Source organism: Thioclava sp. NG1 (assembly GCF_003122275.1).
In the GTDB taxonomy this organism is placed as follows: Bacteria; Pseudomonadota; Alphaproteobacteria; order Rhodobacterales; family Rhodobacteraceae; genus Thioclava; species Thioclava nitratireducens.
The window spans coordinates 1-15,028 of the sequence record NZ_QFBB01000004.1; the positions used below are offsets into that span (position 1 = coordinate 1).

The 15,028-nt window shown below is 62.4% G+C and carries 15 protein-coding genes; 8 read left to right on the forward strand and 7 right to left on the reverse strand.

The window, feature by feature from the left end; translation table 11 throughout:
* Window positions 1-558: 558 nt before the first annotated feature.
* The gene (gene msrQ, locus DEM26_RS08165) at window positions 559-1,164 is read right to left on the reverse strand and encodes a protein-methionine-sulfoxide reductase heme-binding subunit MsrQ (protein WP_088719781.1); all 606 of its coding nucleotides are present in this window, start codon (window positions 1,162-1,164) and stop codon (window positions 559-561) included.
* Entirely contained in the window at window positions 1,164-2,093 is a 930-nt protein-coding gene (gene msrP / locus DEM26_RS08170; RefSeq protein ID WP_088725160.1) for a protein-methionine-sulfoxide reductase catalytic subunit MsrP, read from the reverse strand. The genes msrQ and msrP overlap by 1 nt, the downstream gene beginning before the upstream one ends.
* 166 nt (window positions 2,094-2,259) lie before the next feature.
* Here msrP and DEM26_RS08175 point away from each other — a divergent pair, with 166 nt between their 5' ends.
* Window positions 2,260-2,712: a DUF302 domain-containing protein gene (locus DEM26_RS08175; RefSeq protein ID WP_075775446.1), complete on the forward strand. Its 453-nt coding sequence runs from the start codon at window positions 2,260-2,262 to the stop codon at window positions 2,710-2,712.
* 75 nt (window positions 2,713-2,787) lie between these two features.
* Here DEM26_RS08175 and DEM26_RS08180 read toward each other — a convergent pair whose 3' ends face one another.
* Entirely contained in the window at window positions 2,788-3,237 is a 450-nt protein-coding gene (locus tag DEM26_RS08180) for an ion channel (RefSeq protein WP_088723076.1), read from the reverse strand.
* Between the two features lie 104 nt (window positions 3,238-3,341).
* Between DEM26_RS08180 and smpB the strand changes: the two genes are divergently transcribed.
* The 6 genes from smpB (at window position 3,342) to DEM26_RS08210 (ending at window position 9,220) form a co-directional block, all read left to right on the forward strand.
* Window positions 3,342-3,815, forward strand: a complete 474-nt coding sequence (smpB, locus tag DEM26_RS08185; RefSeq protein ID WP_075775444.1) for an SsrA-binding protein SmpB — start codon at window positions 3,342-3,344, stop codon at window positions 3,813-3,815.
* 89 nt (window positions 3,816-3,904) lie between these two features.
* Entirely contained in the window at window positions 3,905-4,756 is an 852-nt protein-coding gene (gene sseA, locus DEM26_RS08190) for a 3-mercaptopyruvate sulfurtransferase (RefSeq protein WP_168174892.1), read from the forward strand.
* Entirely contained in the window at window positions 4,756-5,937 is a 1,182-nt protein-coding gene (locus DEM26_RS08195) for an amino acid aminotransferase (protein ID WP_109172143.1), read from the forward strand. The genes sseA and DEM26_RS08195 overlap by 1 nt, the downstream gene beginning before the upstream one ends.
* Before the next feature lie 141 nt (window positions 5,938-6,078).
* The gene (locus DEM26_RS08200) at window positions 6,079-6,531 is read left to right on the forward strand and encodes a MarR family winged helix-turn-helix transcriptional regulator (RefSeq protein WP_075775442.1); all 453 of its coding nucleotides are present in this window, start codon (window positions 6,079-6,081) and stop codon (window positions 6,529-6,531) included.
* Window positions 6,524-7,654 carry an HlyD family secretion protein gene (locus tag DEM26_RS08205; RefSeq protein WP_075775441.1) on the forward strand — a complete coding sequence of 377 codons (1,131 nt, stop codon included), beginning with the start codon at window positions 6,524-6,526 and terminating at the stop codon, window positions 7,652-7,654. Before DEM26_RS08200 ends, DEM26_RS08205 begins: the two co-directional genes overlap by 8 nt.
* 3 nt (window positions 7,655-7,657) lie before the next feature.
* The gene (locus tag DEM26_RS08210) at window positions 7,658-9,220 is read left to right on the forward strand and encodes a DHA2 family efflux MFS transporter permease subunit (RefSeq protein ID WP_088719785.1); all 1,563 of its coding nucleotides are present in this window, start codon (window positions 7,658-7,660) and stop codon (window positions 9,218-9,220) included.
* A 73-nt stretch (window positions 9,221-9,293) separates the two neighbouring features.
* On the opposite strand, the gene DEM26_RS08215 is transcribed toward DEM26_RS08210, so the two are convergent.
* Window positions 9,294-10,631, reverse strand: a complete 1,338-nt coding sequence (locus DEM26_RS08215; protein ID WP_088719786.1) for an ammonium transporter — start codon at window positions 10,629-10,631, stop codon at window positions 9,294-9,296.
* Between the two features lie 24 nt (window positions 10,632-10,655).
* Window positions 10,656-10,994: a P-II family nitrogen regulator gene (locus DEM26_RS08220; protein WP_075775438.1), complete on the reverse strand. Its 339-nt coding sequence runs from the start codon at window positions 10,992-10,994 to the stop codon at window positions 10,656-10,658.
* Window positions 10,995-11,264: 270 nt separating this feature from the next.
* Here DEM26_RS08220 and DEM26_RS08225 point away from each other — a divergent pair, with 270 nt between their 5' ends.
* A complete protein-coding gene (locus DEM26_RS08225) occupies window positions 11,265-13,469 on the forward strand; it encodes a transglycosylase domain-containing protein (RefSeq protein ID WP_109172144.1) in 2,205 nt (734 codons plus the stop codon).
* 92 nt (window positions 13,470-13,561) lie between these two features.
* Here DEM26_RS08225 and DEM26_RS08230 read toward each other — a convergent pair whose 3' ends face one another.
* Window positions 13,562-14,185 (reverse strand): MlaC/ttg2D family ABC transporter substrate-binding protein, encoded by a 624-nt coding sequence (locus tag DEM26_RS08230; RefSeq protein WP_075775436.1) that lies wholly within the window; start codon window positions 14,183-14,185, stop codon window positions 13,562-13,564.
* Complete coding sequence (locus DEM26_RS08235) at window positions 14,148-14,912, reverse strand: MlaA family lipoprotein (RefSeq protein WP_075775467.1); 765 nt, start codon at window positions 14,910-14,912, stop codon at window positions 14,148-14,150. Before DEM26_RS08235 ends, DEM26_RS08230 begins: the two co-directional genes overlap by 38 nt.
* Window positions 14,913-15,028: the final 116 nt, after the last annotated feature.

The following is a 15,028-nucleotide window of genomic DNA, read 5'->3' on the forward strand; positions in this document are numbered from 1 at the left end:
TTGCACATATCTGCGATCCCCCAGGAAGGGGATCGTCACATCTGCTTGTCGTCTCCAGTATTACCAGAGCCGCCAAACAGTGAAGCTGACACTCTCATCATCGCATAAGCTAGAGAGCCGATATGCTCCGGTCCGCATCGATCGTCGACCAAACCGCCCGCATATCTCTTCAGATATCTATCAATGTCAAAGAGCGCGGAGACAAAATCAACCGGCATCGCCTCAATCCCTTGGGGCGCTACCTGCCAACCGTATCTCCAAAATTTCCTTCGCCGTCAGTCCCTTGCGAGCCTTTCCGGCGCCCCGTTGCGGTGTGTTCCGCTTCGGTGAGGCGGTATTTACGGATCACACCGGGGAGTCGCAAGTGCCTTTTTCAAAAAACTTTCGCTTTTCTCCGACAAATCACTCAACACACTGAAATATCTACACTTTCTACACTACCGCAAATGCACCCAGCTCACGCCAAAACAGCGCAGGGAAGAATCTTGCGCAAATCACCCACCCACGCGAAACCTCCTGCCAGGCATGCCCCAAGGGCACCCCGCAAACCAAACCGAGTCACCAACGAAATGAACGAAATCGGACAGCCATGAGGACGGCAAACACCCCGAGCCAGAGCCAACCCTCATTAGAGATGACCTTCATCTGCCAGAGGTAGTGGATCACACCCAGCGCGACGGCCGGATAGACCAGCATGTGAATCCGCCGCCACGTCTTGCCCAGCTTGCGGACCGAAGCGTTGTTCGAAGTGATCGCCAGCGGGATCAGCAGCACGAAGGCGGAGATGCCGAAGAAGAGGTAGGGGCGCTTGATCAGATCGCGCGCCGCCTGCCCCCAGAGCATGCCCATATCCAGCACCGCCCAGGCGATCAGGTGCAGCGCCACGTAGAAGAAGGCCAGCAAGCCAATCGCACGGCGATACTTGATCAGGTTGAGACCGAGGAACCGGCGCGCGGGCGTGATCGCCAGCCCGCCGATCAGGAACCACAAGGCGATCTTGCCCAGACGATGCTCGATCCCTTTCACGGGATCGACACCGATGCCGCCGGTTAGTGTCAGCCAGACCACCCATGCCAGCGGGATCAGCCCGGCGAGATAGACCAACCAGCTGGGCACGCGACGCAGCGCGGTGTTGATCGGGGCGGAGAGCGTTGCGCTGTTCATCAATAGTACTTCGCGAGGTCCATGCCCTTGTAGAGCTGCGCGACCTCTTCGCCGTAGCCGTTGAACATCAGCGTCTCCTGACGGCCTGCAAAGAGACCCGCGCCCACGCGCCGTTCGGTGGCCTGCGACCAACGCGGGTGATCCACCTTCGGGTTCACATTGGCATAGAAGCCGTATTCGCGCGGCTGCAACTTGTTCCAGGTCGTCGGCGGTTGCTTATCCGTGAGCGAAATCTTCACGATGCTCTTGATCGACTTGAACCCGTATTTCCACGGCACGATCAGACGGATCGGCGCGCCGTTCTGGTTTGGCATCTCTTCGTCATAGAGGCCGGTCGCCAGAATTGTCAGCGGGTTCATCGCCTCGTCGATGCGCAGGCCTTCGACATAGGGCCAGTCGATGCCGCCCTGTTTCTGGCCCGGCATCTGCTCGGGACGGTAGAGCGTCTGGAAGGCCACGTATTTCGCGGACGGCTGCACGCCGACGCGGTTCAGCAGGTTCGAAAGCTCGAACCCGATCCAAGGCACGACCATCGACCATGCCTCGACGCAGCGGAAGCGGTAGATGCGCTGTTCGAGCGTCACGGGCTTGAGGATATCGTCGAGCGGATAGGAGCCGGGCTTGTCGACCATGCCGTCGATCTCGATCGACCACGGGTCTGTCACCAGCTGACCCGCATACTGCGCGGGGTCGGACTTGTCCCAGCCGAACTCGTAGAAATTGTTGTAGGAGGTGATCTCCTTGAGGGTGTTCGGCTTGGCGTCGGTCGAGAATTTCGACGGTTTCGCGTCGATGCTGGCAAAGCTCGGTCCGGCGATCGAACCAAGTGCCATTGCCCCGGCACCCGCCATGATCTGGCGGCGGTTCAGGAAGTCGGCCTTGGGAGTCACATCGGCCCAGCTCGGGTCGGTCGGTCTCGTCTTGCGCATGGAAATCTCCTCTCTGCCCCTACATATGGAGCGGTGCCCGTCGCTTACACTTCGGAACTTACAGCGACATTGTTACCTCTAGGCACGTATAAAAATACGCGCCACTATCGAGACTGGATCAACGGGCGCCGCCAAGGCGCCCGATCGGGAGACAAGGGAGAGAGAGATGAAACGCTTCATCGGCGCCGCACTCGCGGCGGTCATCACCGTGGGCGCGAGCGCGGCAACGGCTCAGGAAGCCCACACCTGGACCACCGAAGACACGTTCGACAACGTCACCTTCGCGGTGCAGAACGCGATTATCGGGGCGGGGCTCGTGGTCGATCACGTCAGCCATACCGGTGATATGCTGGAACGCACGAAAGACGCCGTGGGCGGCACCAAGACGCTGTTCACCGGCGCGGACGTCTTCTCCTTCTGCTCGGCGCAGACCTCGCGCGAGGTCATGGAGGCGGACATCACCAACTTTCAGTTCTGCCCCTACACGATCTTCGTCTACCAGACCCCCGAGGACACCGATCACGTGACCGTCGGCTTCCGCTCCTACGAGCAGGAATCAATGCAACCGGTGACCGATCTTCTGACCGGGATCGTCAAAGATGCGCTGATGCTCGACTGACCGATATCTCGACTGACTGATATATATACTGATATATATAGTTCGCGTGCGCACTCGCGCGCGCGAGCGCTCCGCTCAACTCGCGCCTCGCTCGGCCCGCGCCTCCAGTTGGCTCTTGCGGACATGGCGGATCACCTCGACCAGCAGCGCGGTCAGAAGCCCCACGTTCAGCAGCCCGTTCGCCGCGGCCATCCCGCCAAGGATGCGCCATTGATGGGTCAGCAGAATGTCGCCATAGCCCAGCGTTGTAAAACTCACGAGCGAGAAATAGACCGACTGCTCCATCGTGTGGAACACGCCGAGGAGGCGGAAGCAGAAAGCCCAGAGCCAGACACCGGCCGTCACCATTGCCAAGGCCCAGAGCGCGGCGACGACAACCATCAGCATCAGTTTCGGGCGGTGCGGCTCGCGCAGCATCCACCAGTGAAGCCGCGAGAACGTCGCCTCGATCGCCCACGCGCTGAGCGCGGCGATGCATACGGTCAAGAGCATCATCACCGAACCGATCGCGATCTGAATGGTCATGGGCGTCTCCTCCTGCCCTAGCTATTTCGCGCCGCCGCACCCACGTCAAGCGCAGCGGTGCCGCACTGGACACAGCCGCTTGCCTGCCCTATCTCGATGCGACCATGGCAAAGCATTCAGACCCCAATTCCAAGCTGATCGCCGAGAACCGGCAGGCCCGTTATCACTACGCCGTCCAGGATACGCTGGAGGCGGGCATCGTGCTGCAAGGCTCCGAGGTGAAATCGATGCGCGTCGGGCAGACGAACATCGCGGAAAGCTATGCCTCCGTCGAGGATGGCGAATTGTGGCTGATCAACTCCTATATCGCGAGCCTGAACCAGGCCTCGCATTTCGGCCACGAGGAGCGCCGCAAGCGCAAACTGCTCGTGTCGAAGCGCGAACTTTCACGTCTTTGGAATGCGACCCAGCGCGAGGGGATGACCATCGTGCCGCTGAAGATGTACTTCAACGAGAAGGGCATCGCGAAGATCCTGATCGGGATCGCGAAGGGCAAGAAACAGGCCGATAAGCGCGAAACAGAGGCGAAACGCGACTGGAACCGCCAGAAACAACGCCTTCTCAAGCAGAATTACTAGGGACACAGGGCGGATTTGCCCGCCCTGCCCTTGCGTCTTGCGCACCGCTGAGTCTAAGCAATCCCGACCGGCAAAAGAGGCGCATGACGATGGATGACCCGAAAACGCTCGTATCGACGGATTGGCTCGCAGCCCATCTGAAGGATCCCGACCTGCGCATTCTGGACGCGTCGTGGTTCCTGCCGCAGATGGAGCGAGATGCAAAGGCGACCTACGAGGCCAAGCATATCCCCGGCGCGCGTTTCTTCGACATCGACGAAATCTCCGACAACCGCTCGGACCTGCCGCATATGGCGCCGCCGCCCGAGAAGTTCATCTCGCGGATGCGCGCGATGGGCGTGGGCGACGGCCATCAGGTCGTGATCTACGACCAGCACTCCGTCTTCTCCGCGCCGCGCGTCTGGTGGACCTTCCGCCTGATGGGCAAGACGGATGTGGCCGTGCTTGATGGCGGCCTGCCGAAATGGGAGGCCGAAGGCCGCCCGCTTGAAGACATGCCGCCGATGGTCCGCGACCGTCACATGACGGTGCAGCGCCAGTCCGGTCTGGTGAAGGACGTCACCCAGGTCGCTCATGCCAGCAAGCTTGGCGATCACGAGATCATCGACGCGCGTCCGAGCGATCGCTTCCTCGGCAACGGCACCGAGCCGCGCCCGGGACTGCGTTCGGGTCACATCCCCGGCTCGCGCAACCTGCCCTTCGGCGAACTGCTGACCCCCGAGGGCACCTTCAAATCCCCCGACGAGATCAAGGCCCTGTTCGAGGCCGCCGGCGTCGACCTGTCGAAGCCCGCGATCACGACCTGCGGCTCCGGCGTCAGCGCCGCGATTCTCGCGCTCGCGCTGGAGATCATCGGCAAGTCGGACTGGTCGCTCTATGACGGGTCCTGGTCGGAATGGGGCATGTATAACGACCTCAAGGTCGCAACGGGAGAAGCATGATGCTGAACAATCTCAAGCCGCAGGCGCCGGACAAGATCCTCGCGCTGATGGAAGAATACCGCGCCGATGAGCGCGACCAGAAGGTCGATCTCGGCGTGGGCGTCTACAAGAACGCCGAAGGTGAAACCCCGATCATGCGCGCCGTCCACAGGGCGGAAAAGCAGGTCTGGGAAAACGAGACCACCAAGAAATACGCGGGCCTCGCCGGCCAGCCGGAATTCCACGCGGCGATGGCCGAGATGGTTCTGGGCAAGGGCTATCCGGCCGACCGTCTGGCCTGCCTGTCGACCGTGGGCGGCACCGGCGCCTGCCGCATGGGCTTCGAGCTCGCACGGATGGCGAACCCCGGCACAAAAATCTGGGTCTCCGATCCGACCTGGCCGAACCACCTCTCGATCCTGAAATTCATGGATCAGGACTTCACCACCTATCGCTACTTCGATTCCGAGACGCGCTCGGTCGATTTCGACGCGATGATTGAAGACCTGAAGGGCGCCAAGGAAGGCGACATCGTGCTGCTGCACGGCTGCTGCCACAACCCGACCGGGGCGAACCTGACGCTCGAGCAATGGGGCAAGGTCGCCGATCTGCTTCAGGAAACCGGCGCCGTGCCGATGATCGACCTCGCCTATCAGGGCTTCGGGGACGGTCTGGAAGCGGACGCCGCTGGCACCCGCCTGATCGCCGAGCGTCTGCCGGAAGTGCTGATTGCGGCGTCGTGCTCGAAGAACTTCGGCATCTATCGCGAGCGCACCGGCTGCCTGATGGTTCTGGGCTCGGAAGAGACTAAGAAGACCGTGCAGGGCAACCTCGCCTATCTCAACCGTCAGACCTACTCCTTCCCGCCCTATCACGGGCAGGCGCTGGTCACCCGCGTGCTCACCGATCCCGAACTGCGCGCCGATTGGGAAGCCGAGCTGGAAGATGTCCGCACCGGCATGCTGGAACTGCGCCAGCAACTCGCGGACGAGTTGCGCAAGCTGTCGAACTCGGACCGCTTCGACTTCGTGGCAGAGCATCGCGGCATGTTCTCGCGCCTTGGCGCCACGCCCGAGCAGGTCGCCGCGATGAAGGAAGGCAACGCGATCTACATGGTCGGCGACTCGCGGATCAACATCGCGGGGCTGAACAAGAACAGCGTGCCGCTGCTGGCCCGCGCACTGATCGACGCAGGCGTCTAAGCACCTACCACAGAATAGAAATTCAAAACGGCGGCCCCTTCGGGTCGCCGTTTTTCTTAGCGGAATTTTCCGCCTTGCGCCCTTGAAATAATAAGCAGGCTCATAATATAGAGGCTTACTTTAATTTCAACGGAGCTCCGGATGCCCGATCAGAGCCTAGGTTTTCTCCTGCACGACGCGACGCGGTTGATCCGCCGTCGCTTCGAGGCACGCGCCAACGAATTCGGCCTGACCACCGCGCAGTGGCGGCTGCTCGTCTACCTCAAGAAGGAAGGCGCGCTGGCGCAGGCCCGGCTGGCCGAGCTGCTCGAGATCGAACCGATTTCGGTCTCGCGCCTCGTCGACCGCATGGAAGAAGCCGACTGGGTCTGCCGCAAAGCTGATCCGAATGATCGCCGCGTCAAGCTCGTGCACCCTTCGGTCAAGGCGCGCAACGCCTTTGAGGATGCGCGCTCGATCGCGGACGACATCTATGAACAGGCGCTGGCCGGGTTGAGCGATGACGAAATCGCGACCGCATTGAACACCCTGCGCCAGATCATCCGTAACCTCTCCGAAGACACCTCCTCCACGTCAGAGACACATCATGAGTGACCAGAACCCGACCGCCGAGAGCGCGGAAACCCAATCGAAACAGAAACAGAAGAAGGGGCCGAAATTCTGGCTCCTCATTCTCGTGCCCGCCCTGATCGTACTGGGTGGCGCGTGGTACTGGCTCAGCGCCGGTGGCTCGCAAAGCACCGCCAACGCCAATTATCAGATGGCGCGAATCCCGGTAGCCTCGCAGATCTCGGGCCGCGTGACCGAGGTGTTCGTGCATGACAACGAGCACGTCGAGAAAGGCGCGCCGCTGTTCCAGATCGACAAGAAACCCTACGAGCTGGCACTGGCCAAGGCGCAGGCCGCGCTCTCGCAAGCCCGCCTGCAGGTCGAGCAGCTGCGCGCCTCCTACAAGGCAGCGCTCGCCGACGAGAAACAGGCCGCCGACAATGCCGCCTATCAGGAGAAACAGCTCGCCCGTCAGGAGAAGCTGATCAAATCCGGCACCACCACGCAGCAGGCGCTCGACCAGCAGCGCACGGCCACGCAAGCCGCGCAGAACACGCTGGCCGCCGCCAAGCAGAAGGTGGCCTCAGCCAAGGTCGCCCTCGACGGCAATCCCGAGATCCCGGTCGACGAACACCCCTCGGTGAAATCGGCGATCGTGGCGGTGAACGATGCCAAATACAATCTCTCGCAGACCGAGGTCGATGCGCCCACCGACGGCATCATCTATCAGGCAGCCTCCTTCAAGGCGGGCGAGATGGTCGGCGCGGGGACAAGCCTCTTCACGCTGGTCGACACCAGCGATGTCTGGGTGATCGCGAACTTCAAGGAAACCGCGCTGACCCACATGCAAGAGGGCCAGTCGGCCACCGTCGAATTCGACGCTTTCCCCGATCGCGAATATCACGCGACGGTCGAGGCCGTCGGCGCAGGCACCGGGGCGGAGTTCTCGATCCTTCCGGCGCAGAACGCGACCGGCAACTGGGTGAAAGTGACGCAACGCGTGCCGGTGCGCCTGCGGCTCGACGATGGCGCGAACCTCGATGGCCTGCGCGCGGGTCTCTCGGCCAGCGTCACCGTCGATACCGCCTCGCAGCCGCGCTACAAGCGTATCCTCGACAAGGCCAACAGCTCGGCCGCCGTGGCGGGCACGACCGAACAGGGGCAGTAAGCCATGGCTGACGCCGCCGAAAAGGAACCCAAGGGAATCGACCCGCATAACGTCCCGCATCGCGCGCTGATCATGGCGTCGCTGATGCTGGCGGTGATCATGCAGGTGCTCGATACCACCATCGCGAACGTGGCCCTGCCCGACATGCGCGCCGATCTCGGCGCGTCGCGCGACACGATCAACTGGGTGCTGACCTCCTATATCGTGGCCGCGGCCATCGTGACGCCGCTGTCGGGCTGGCTCGCCAATCGCTTCGGGCGGCGCGAGATCTTCATGGTCGCGGTGATCGGCTTCGTGGTCTTCTCGATGCTCTGCGGGATCGCGTGGTCGCTCGACGTGATGGTGATCTTCCGCCTCATGCAGGGCGTGTTCGGTGCGGCCATCGTGCCGCTCGCGCAGAACTTCATGCTCGACATCAACCCGCGCGAGAAGCACGGTCAGGCGATGGCGATGTTCGGTGCGGGCATCATGCTCGGCCCGATCATCGGCCCGACGCTCGGCGGTTACCTGACCGAGGTGATCAATTGGCGCTGGGTATTCTACATCAACGTGCCGCTTGGCATGATCGCCATCGCGGGGTCGCTCTTCTTCCTGCCCGAAACGCCCAAGAAGAAGATCGGCTTCGACTTCTTCGGCTTCGCGGCGCTGGCGGTGGCGATCGGCGCGCTGCAGATGATGCTCGACCGGGGCTCCGATCTCGACTGGTTCGCCTCGCGCGAAATCTGGATCGAGGCGGCGCTAGCGATCAGCGGGTTCTGGGTCTTCATCGTCTGGATTCTCAGCGCGAAAAAGCCCTTCCTCGAACCGAAGATGTTCCTCGACCGCAACCTCTCGATGGGGCTGCTGTTCATCTTCGTGATCGGGATCATCCTGCTCGCCTCGCTGGCGCTGCTGCCGCCGATGCTGTCGAATATCTTCGGCTATCCGACGCTGACGACGGGCTTGGTGATGTCCCCGCGCGGGGTCGGGGCGATGATCATGATGCTGCTGATCGGGCGGCTGGTGAAGGTCATCGACCTCCGCATCCTCGTGGTCGTCGGGCTGTCCTTCACTGCCTACTCGCTGCACATGATGTCGACCTTCTCGCCGCAGATGGGTCCGAAATGGATCATCGTCTCAGGCGTGATCCAGGGCTTCGGGCTGGGCTCGGTCTTCGTGCCGATCTCGACGCTGGCCTTTGCCACGCTCGACCCCAAATACCGCGGCGACGGCACGGCGCTGTTCTCGCTGCTGCGCAATATCGGCTCGTCCATCGGGATTTCGATCGTGACCGCGCTGCTGACGCACAACATCGCGGTGAACCATGCCGAGATCGTCTCTGCGATCAATCCGCAGAACCTTTCGGGCGTGATGAACGGTGCAGGCAGCATCTCGAGAGAGGCCGCGCTTGAGGTGCTCAACAACCTCGCGACGCAACAGGCGGCGATGATCTCTTACGTGGACGATTTCAAGTTCATGATGTGGGTCACACTCGCGGCCATCCCGCTGGTCTTCTTCCTGCGCAAGCCGGATTACCAGAACAGAGGCGGACAGCAGACGCAACAAGGCGCTCCGGTCACCGAGTAAACCGACATCAGACGCAATGGAAAAAGGCCCGGGATCGCTCCCGGGCCTTTCGCTTTGTCTTGGATGCGGCGTCTTAGTTGACGAACTCCGGATAGGCTTCCATGCCGAGTTCCGCCTTGTCGAGACCCATCATCTCGTCCTCGGCCGGGGCGCGGATGCCCATGACGGCTTTGAGGATGAACCAGATGATTGCCGAGACCACGAAGACGAAGATGCCGACGATGATGATCGAGACGATCTGGCCGTAGAAGGTGCCGTCGGGGTTGGTGATCGGAACCGCCAGCGTGCCCCAGATACCCGCGCCGAGGTGGACCGGGATGGCGCCCACGACGTCGTCGATCTTCAGCTTGTCGAGCATCGGAACCAGCAGGACCACGATGATACCGCCGATCGCGCCGATGATGGTCGCAGCACCGAGGCTCGGGGTCAGCGGCTCGGCCGTGATCGACACGAGGCCAGCCAGAGCGCCGTTGAGAACCATGGTCAGATCCGGCTTCTTGTAGAGGATCTGGGTCAGGATCAGCGCAGCGATCGCGCCACCGGCTGCTGCGGTGTTGGTGTTGGCGAAGATGCGCGAGATATCGGCGACGTTGCCCACGGTGTTCATGTAGAGCTGCGAACCGCCGTTGAAGCCGAACCAGCCGAGCCACAGAATGAAGGTACCGAGCGTGGCGAGCGTCAGGTTCGAACCGGGCATCGCCTGGACCTTGCCGTCCTTGTACTTGCCGATGCGCGGGCCGAGGATCAGAGCACCAGCGAGAGCTGCCCAGCCACCGACCGAGTGCACGACGGTCGAGCCGGCGAAGTCGAGGAAGCCGAAATCGGCGTCAAGGAAGCCACCGCCCCATTTCCACGAAGCCTGGATCGGGTAGATGAAGCCCGTGAGGATCACGGTGAAGATCAGGAACGGCCACAGCTTGATGCGCTCGGCCAGGGTGCCCGAAACGATCGACGCCGTGGTGGCGCAGAACATCAGCTGGAAGAAGAAGTCCGAACCGACCGAAGCGTAGGTCAGGTCGACCGAATCCGCGCCGACGCCGACAGGCTCGAGCGAGGTCGTCGAGAAAGCGCCGAGCACGCCGTTGATCGACCAGCCATCGCCCGGATACATCAGGTTGTAGCCGATCAGATAGTACATGATCGCCGCGATCGCGAAGAGCGCGATGTTCTTGAGCGACTGCATGGTCACGTTCTTCGAGCGTACGAGGCCAGCCTCGAGCATCGAGAAGCCCGCGCCCATCCACATCACCAGGAAACCGGTGACGAGGAACATGAAGGTGTTCAGGATGAAGCCGATCTCGTTGGCCGGCGGATCCATCGCTGCGGGCGCGGCGGCATCCTGGGCCAGCGCCGGCAGAGCCACCGCGGTCAGTGCGACCGCAAGGCCGGTGATTTTCGAAAGCTTGTTCATTTTCCTACTTTCCCCTGTCGCGTCTTAAAGCGCGTCGTCATTGGTTTCGCCGGTGCGCACGCGAACCGCCTGCCCGACATCGAGAACAAAGATCTTGCCGTCGCCGATCTTGTCGGTCTTCGCGGCTTTCATGATCGTGTCGACCACCTCGTCGGCGAGGCCGTCAGCGACCACGATCTCCAGTTTGACCTTCGGCACGAAGTTCACGGCGTATTCGGCGCCACGATAGATTTCCGTGTGACCCGACTGGGCACCGAAGCCTTTGATCTCGGTCACCATCATTCCGCGTACGCCGATGGTGGTGAGCGCCTCGCGCACCTCCTCCAGCTTGAACGGCTTGATTGCTGCAATGATGAGTTTCACCTGACATCCCTTCCTTGTTCAGCCCTTTCGATGCCCGCTTGGCGACATCGCACGGTGATAAGAGGCCCTCTGCGCCCCTTTCGCACAAGGAAACGAGGTTCCGTCCGAGTGGCAGATTCAGCGGATTCAGGCCCTAATTTGCACAATTTGTGCGCGTTGCCTAATTTTTAGTCACATTGCAAATCTGAAACGTGATTTTTCGCGGGTCCACATCTCGGGTCGGCCCGTGTAGATTGCGCGAAATTAAAACGCAGGCAGCGGAACAGGCAGATGACTCAGAAAGGCGGAGGGCGCGGGCGCCTCGTGGCCGACAAGCGCTATTCTTCTTCGAAGCAGAAACCCAAGGCATCGAAACCCGCCAAGCCGCGCAAGACTGCGCGCCGCGGCGGCGGCGGCGGTGGCAAGCCTCCCCGGCGGCACGGACCGGTCACCGGCCTGATCATCGGCCTCGCGCGGCTGATCTGGCGCGTGATCTGGGGAATCGGCTGGCGACTCGCGATGATCGTCGCGCTCGTGGTGGGCGCGGCGACCCTGTATTTCTACTCGACCCTGCCAGACTACACGAAGCTGCTCGACGGCCGCACGCGCGGCTCGGTCACTATGCTCGACGATCAGGGCAAGGTCTTCGCCTGGCGCGGCGAAACCTTCGGCGGGCAGATCGACGCGAAGAACGTCTCCCCCTATCTGCGCGACGCCGTGGTCGCGACCGAGGACCGCCGCTTCTACCATCATTTCGGCATCTCGCCGCGCGGCATCGCCTCGGCGATGGCCATCAACATGCGCGAAGGGCGCGGCCCGTTCGACGGCAACGGTGGCTCGACCATCACGCAGCAGACCGCCAAGCTTCTCTGCCTCGGCGTGAAGTTCGACCCGAAGAAGTGGAAGAACGAAGCCGCCTACGAGAACGACTGCCGGTCGGGCGGTCTGCGCCGCAAGATCAAGGAAGTCCCTTACGCCTTCGCGCTGGAGCTGAAATACTCCAAGGACGAAATCCTCTCGATCTATCTCAACCGCGCCTATCTCGGGGCCGGCGCGCGTGGCTTCGAGGCCGCGTCCGAGCGCTATTTCGGCATCTCGGCAGCGAATGTCGATCCGCAGCAGGCTGCAATGTTGGCGGGCCTTCTGAAAGCGCCGAGCTACTACGCCCCGACCTCCAGCCTGAAGCGCTCGCAGGAGCGGGCCGCGACCGTGCTCAGCCTGATGCATGAGCAGGGCTACCTGACGGATCGTCAATATCTGGACGCGAAGAACAACCCCGCGACGCTGAGCCAAGCGGCGCAGAAACGCGCAGGCGGCTATTTCGCGGATTGGGTGATGGACACCATCCCCGACTTCCTGTCGCGCGACACGACCGAGGACGTGGTCATCAACACCACGCTCGATCAGCGCATCCAGTCCGCCGCCGAAGACGCGATGAAATCGGTCTACGAGAACAAGGTCTCGAAGGGGTCAAAAGCCGAGTCCGCGATCGTCGTGATGAGCGCGGATGGCGCCGTGCGGGGCATGGTTGGCGGTCGGGCCACGAAGGTCTCGGGAGCGTTCAACCACGCCACGATGGCGCAACGCCAGACCGGCTCGACATTCAAGCCCTTCGTCTACGCGACCGCGCTAGATCTGGGCTACACGCCGGATTCGATGGTCGATGACGCGCCGGTCACGGTGAAGATGCCCGGCTCGCCCGATTGGAGCCCGCGCAACTACGAGCGCAGCTACATGGGGCCGATCACGCTGACGACCGCACTGGAGCATTCGGTGAACGTCGCGACCGTGCGCGTCTCCGAGGCCGTTGGCCGTGAGAACGTCATCAAGGTCGCGGAAGGCTTCGGTTTCGCGCAGGACCTGCCGAACCTGCCCTCGGTGGCGCTCGGCGTCGGGGAGTCGGACTTGCTCGACATGACGGGGGCCTATGCTGGAATCCTCAATGGCGGCTCCTCGGTGCAACCCTATGGCCTGACCTCGCTGACACTGAAGGGCGACGACCAACCGCTCTTCGGCAAACCCGGCGGGATCGGTGAGCGGGTAATCTCGCAAAAAGCCGCACAGGAGCTGACCTACATGATGCGCCAGGTCGTGCTGCACGGCACCGGCCGCCGCGCCAATATCGACGGCTACGAGATCGCGGGCAAGACCGGCACCACGCAGAGCGCCCGCGATGCCTGGTTCATCGGGTTCACCTCCGACTACGTGGTCGGCGTCTGGATGGGCAATGACGACAACTCGCCGCTGAAAGGCACCACCGGAGGCGGCCTGCCCGCCGAGATCTTCCACGAGACGATGAAGCGCGTGCTCGACGGCGAAGATCCCAAGCCGCTGCCGATGGCCCATCCGGGCGACTGGCAGGTGCCGGATCAGCAATATCAGGGCCAAAACCAGAGTGCGGGGCAAGCCCCTGCCCAGCGACAGCCGCAACGGCAACGCCGCGACCCGTCTCAGTCGATCCTGAACGAGCTGCTCAACATCTTCGGCACCAACTGAGCGAGCAGACCCGAAAAAGAAGAACGCCCGGACCGCTGGCCCGGGCGTTCTTCTTTTCGACAGGCGCTCAGGCGGGCCGAAACCCGAACCGCTTACCCGGCCCGCTTCAAGTCCTCGATCATCGCGTCGATATTGCCGCGGCGCCGGTCGAGCATCGCACCGATCTCCGCACGCTCGGAGGCGAGCATGTTTACCCCTTCGACGATCAGGTTGAAGAACTTGTCGCTGCCCGAGCGATCGGAGACCTGCCACAGCACCTCGAACGGCGCCTGCCCCGGCAAGCTCGCGAGCGTCTTGACCTCGTAGAAGGTCTTGACCGGACGCGCGCCCTGTATCTGGAACTTCGCCCCCTGAAACTCTCGGAAGCGCTTGCCGTATTTGCGCGAGAGATAGCCCTGGAACGCCTTGGTGAAGGCCGAAAGCTGCGCCGGGCTCGCCTGCCGCGCCGCGACACCCAACGCCGAGCGCGCGATGACGTTCACATCGGCATATCTCGCGAAAATCCGCTCGAACATCGCGTAGAGGGCGGAACCGGTGCGACCAGAAGCGATGGCCGCATTTACATCGTTCACCGCTTTCTGGATCAGCGACCGCGCCTGTGCATCCGTCAGCGCGAAAGCCGACCCCGGCAACAGGGCCGCCGCGACACCCGCCGCGCCGAGGCCCAGAACATGTCGCCTACTGCGGCAGTAAGTCTTCGTAGGGATCGTAGGCATTCGCATCGCTGGCCTCCTCGCCGTTGAGTTCGTAGCGCCGGTTCTGCAGATACAGAAGCCGACTCTGGGCATAGCTGTCGGCACTATCGTACAGGATCGAATCGACAGTCGTGCCATACATGTCGCGCTTCGCGATCTTGCCGCCGAAGCGCAGCGCTCCCGCGGCGATCCGCTCCTTGTCGGGCAGTGCGTTCAGCGGATCGATCACGAAATCGACCACCATCCCGACCGTATCGCGCGTCGTGGACGGGCCGAAGATCGGCAATTCCTGGTAATTTCCTTCGCCCACGCCCCAGACATGCAGCGTCTCGCCGAAATCGGTATCCGTCTCGGGCAGCGAAAAATCAGTCCCCGCCGGGTCGAAGATGCCGCCCAGCCCGATCGTCGAGTTGATGAAGAAGCGGAAAGTATTCTTCACGGCCGGCTCGGGGCGCCCTTGCAGGAGCGAGTTGAGCACTTTGCCCGGAAGGCTGAGATTGCTGCCGACGTTATAAAGCGTCTTCGTGAGCGGACCGGGCGGGCTCGTATCGGCTGGATCGCCCCGGAAGAACGCCGAATCAAGCTGCTTGTTGAACGCGTGGGTCTTGCGATTGGTGGCCTCGTAGGGGTCGTGAATACCCGTTGCGGGCGGTGCAGGCGCGCAGGCGGCCATCCCCAGCGCGAGCGCCGCAATCAAAGCCACCGCAGGCCGCAGCGCGCGCGGACGCGCCGAAGCTCTTTGTTCCATCCACTGCGCCAAAGTCGCTCCCCCTTCGTTGCGGCTTCAGTCCTGAAATAGATAGAGCGCATCCGGCCTTGTCGCAACGCGAGACACGCAGAACTCCGGAGTTCCGGACCCGTTCG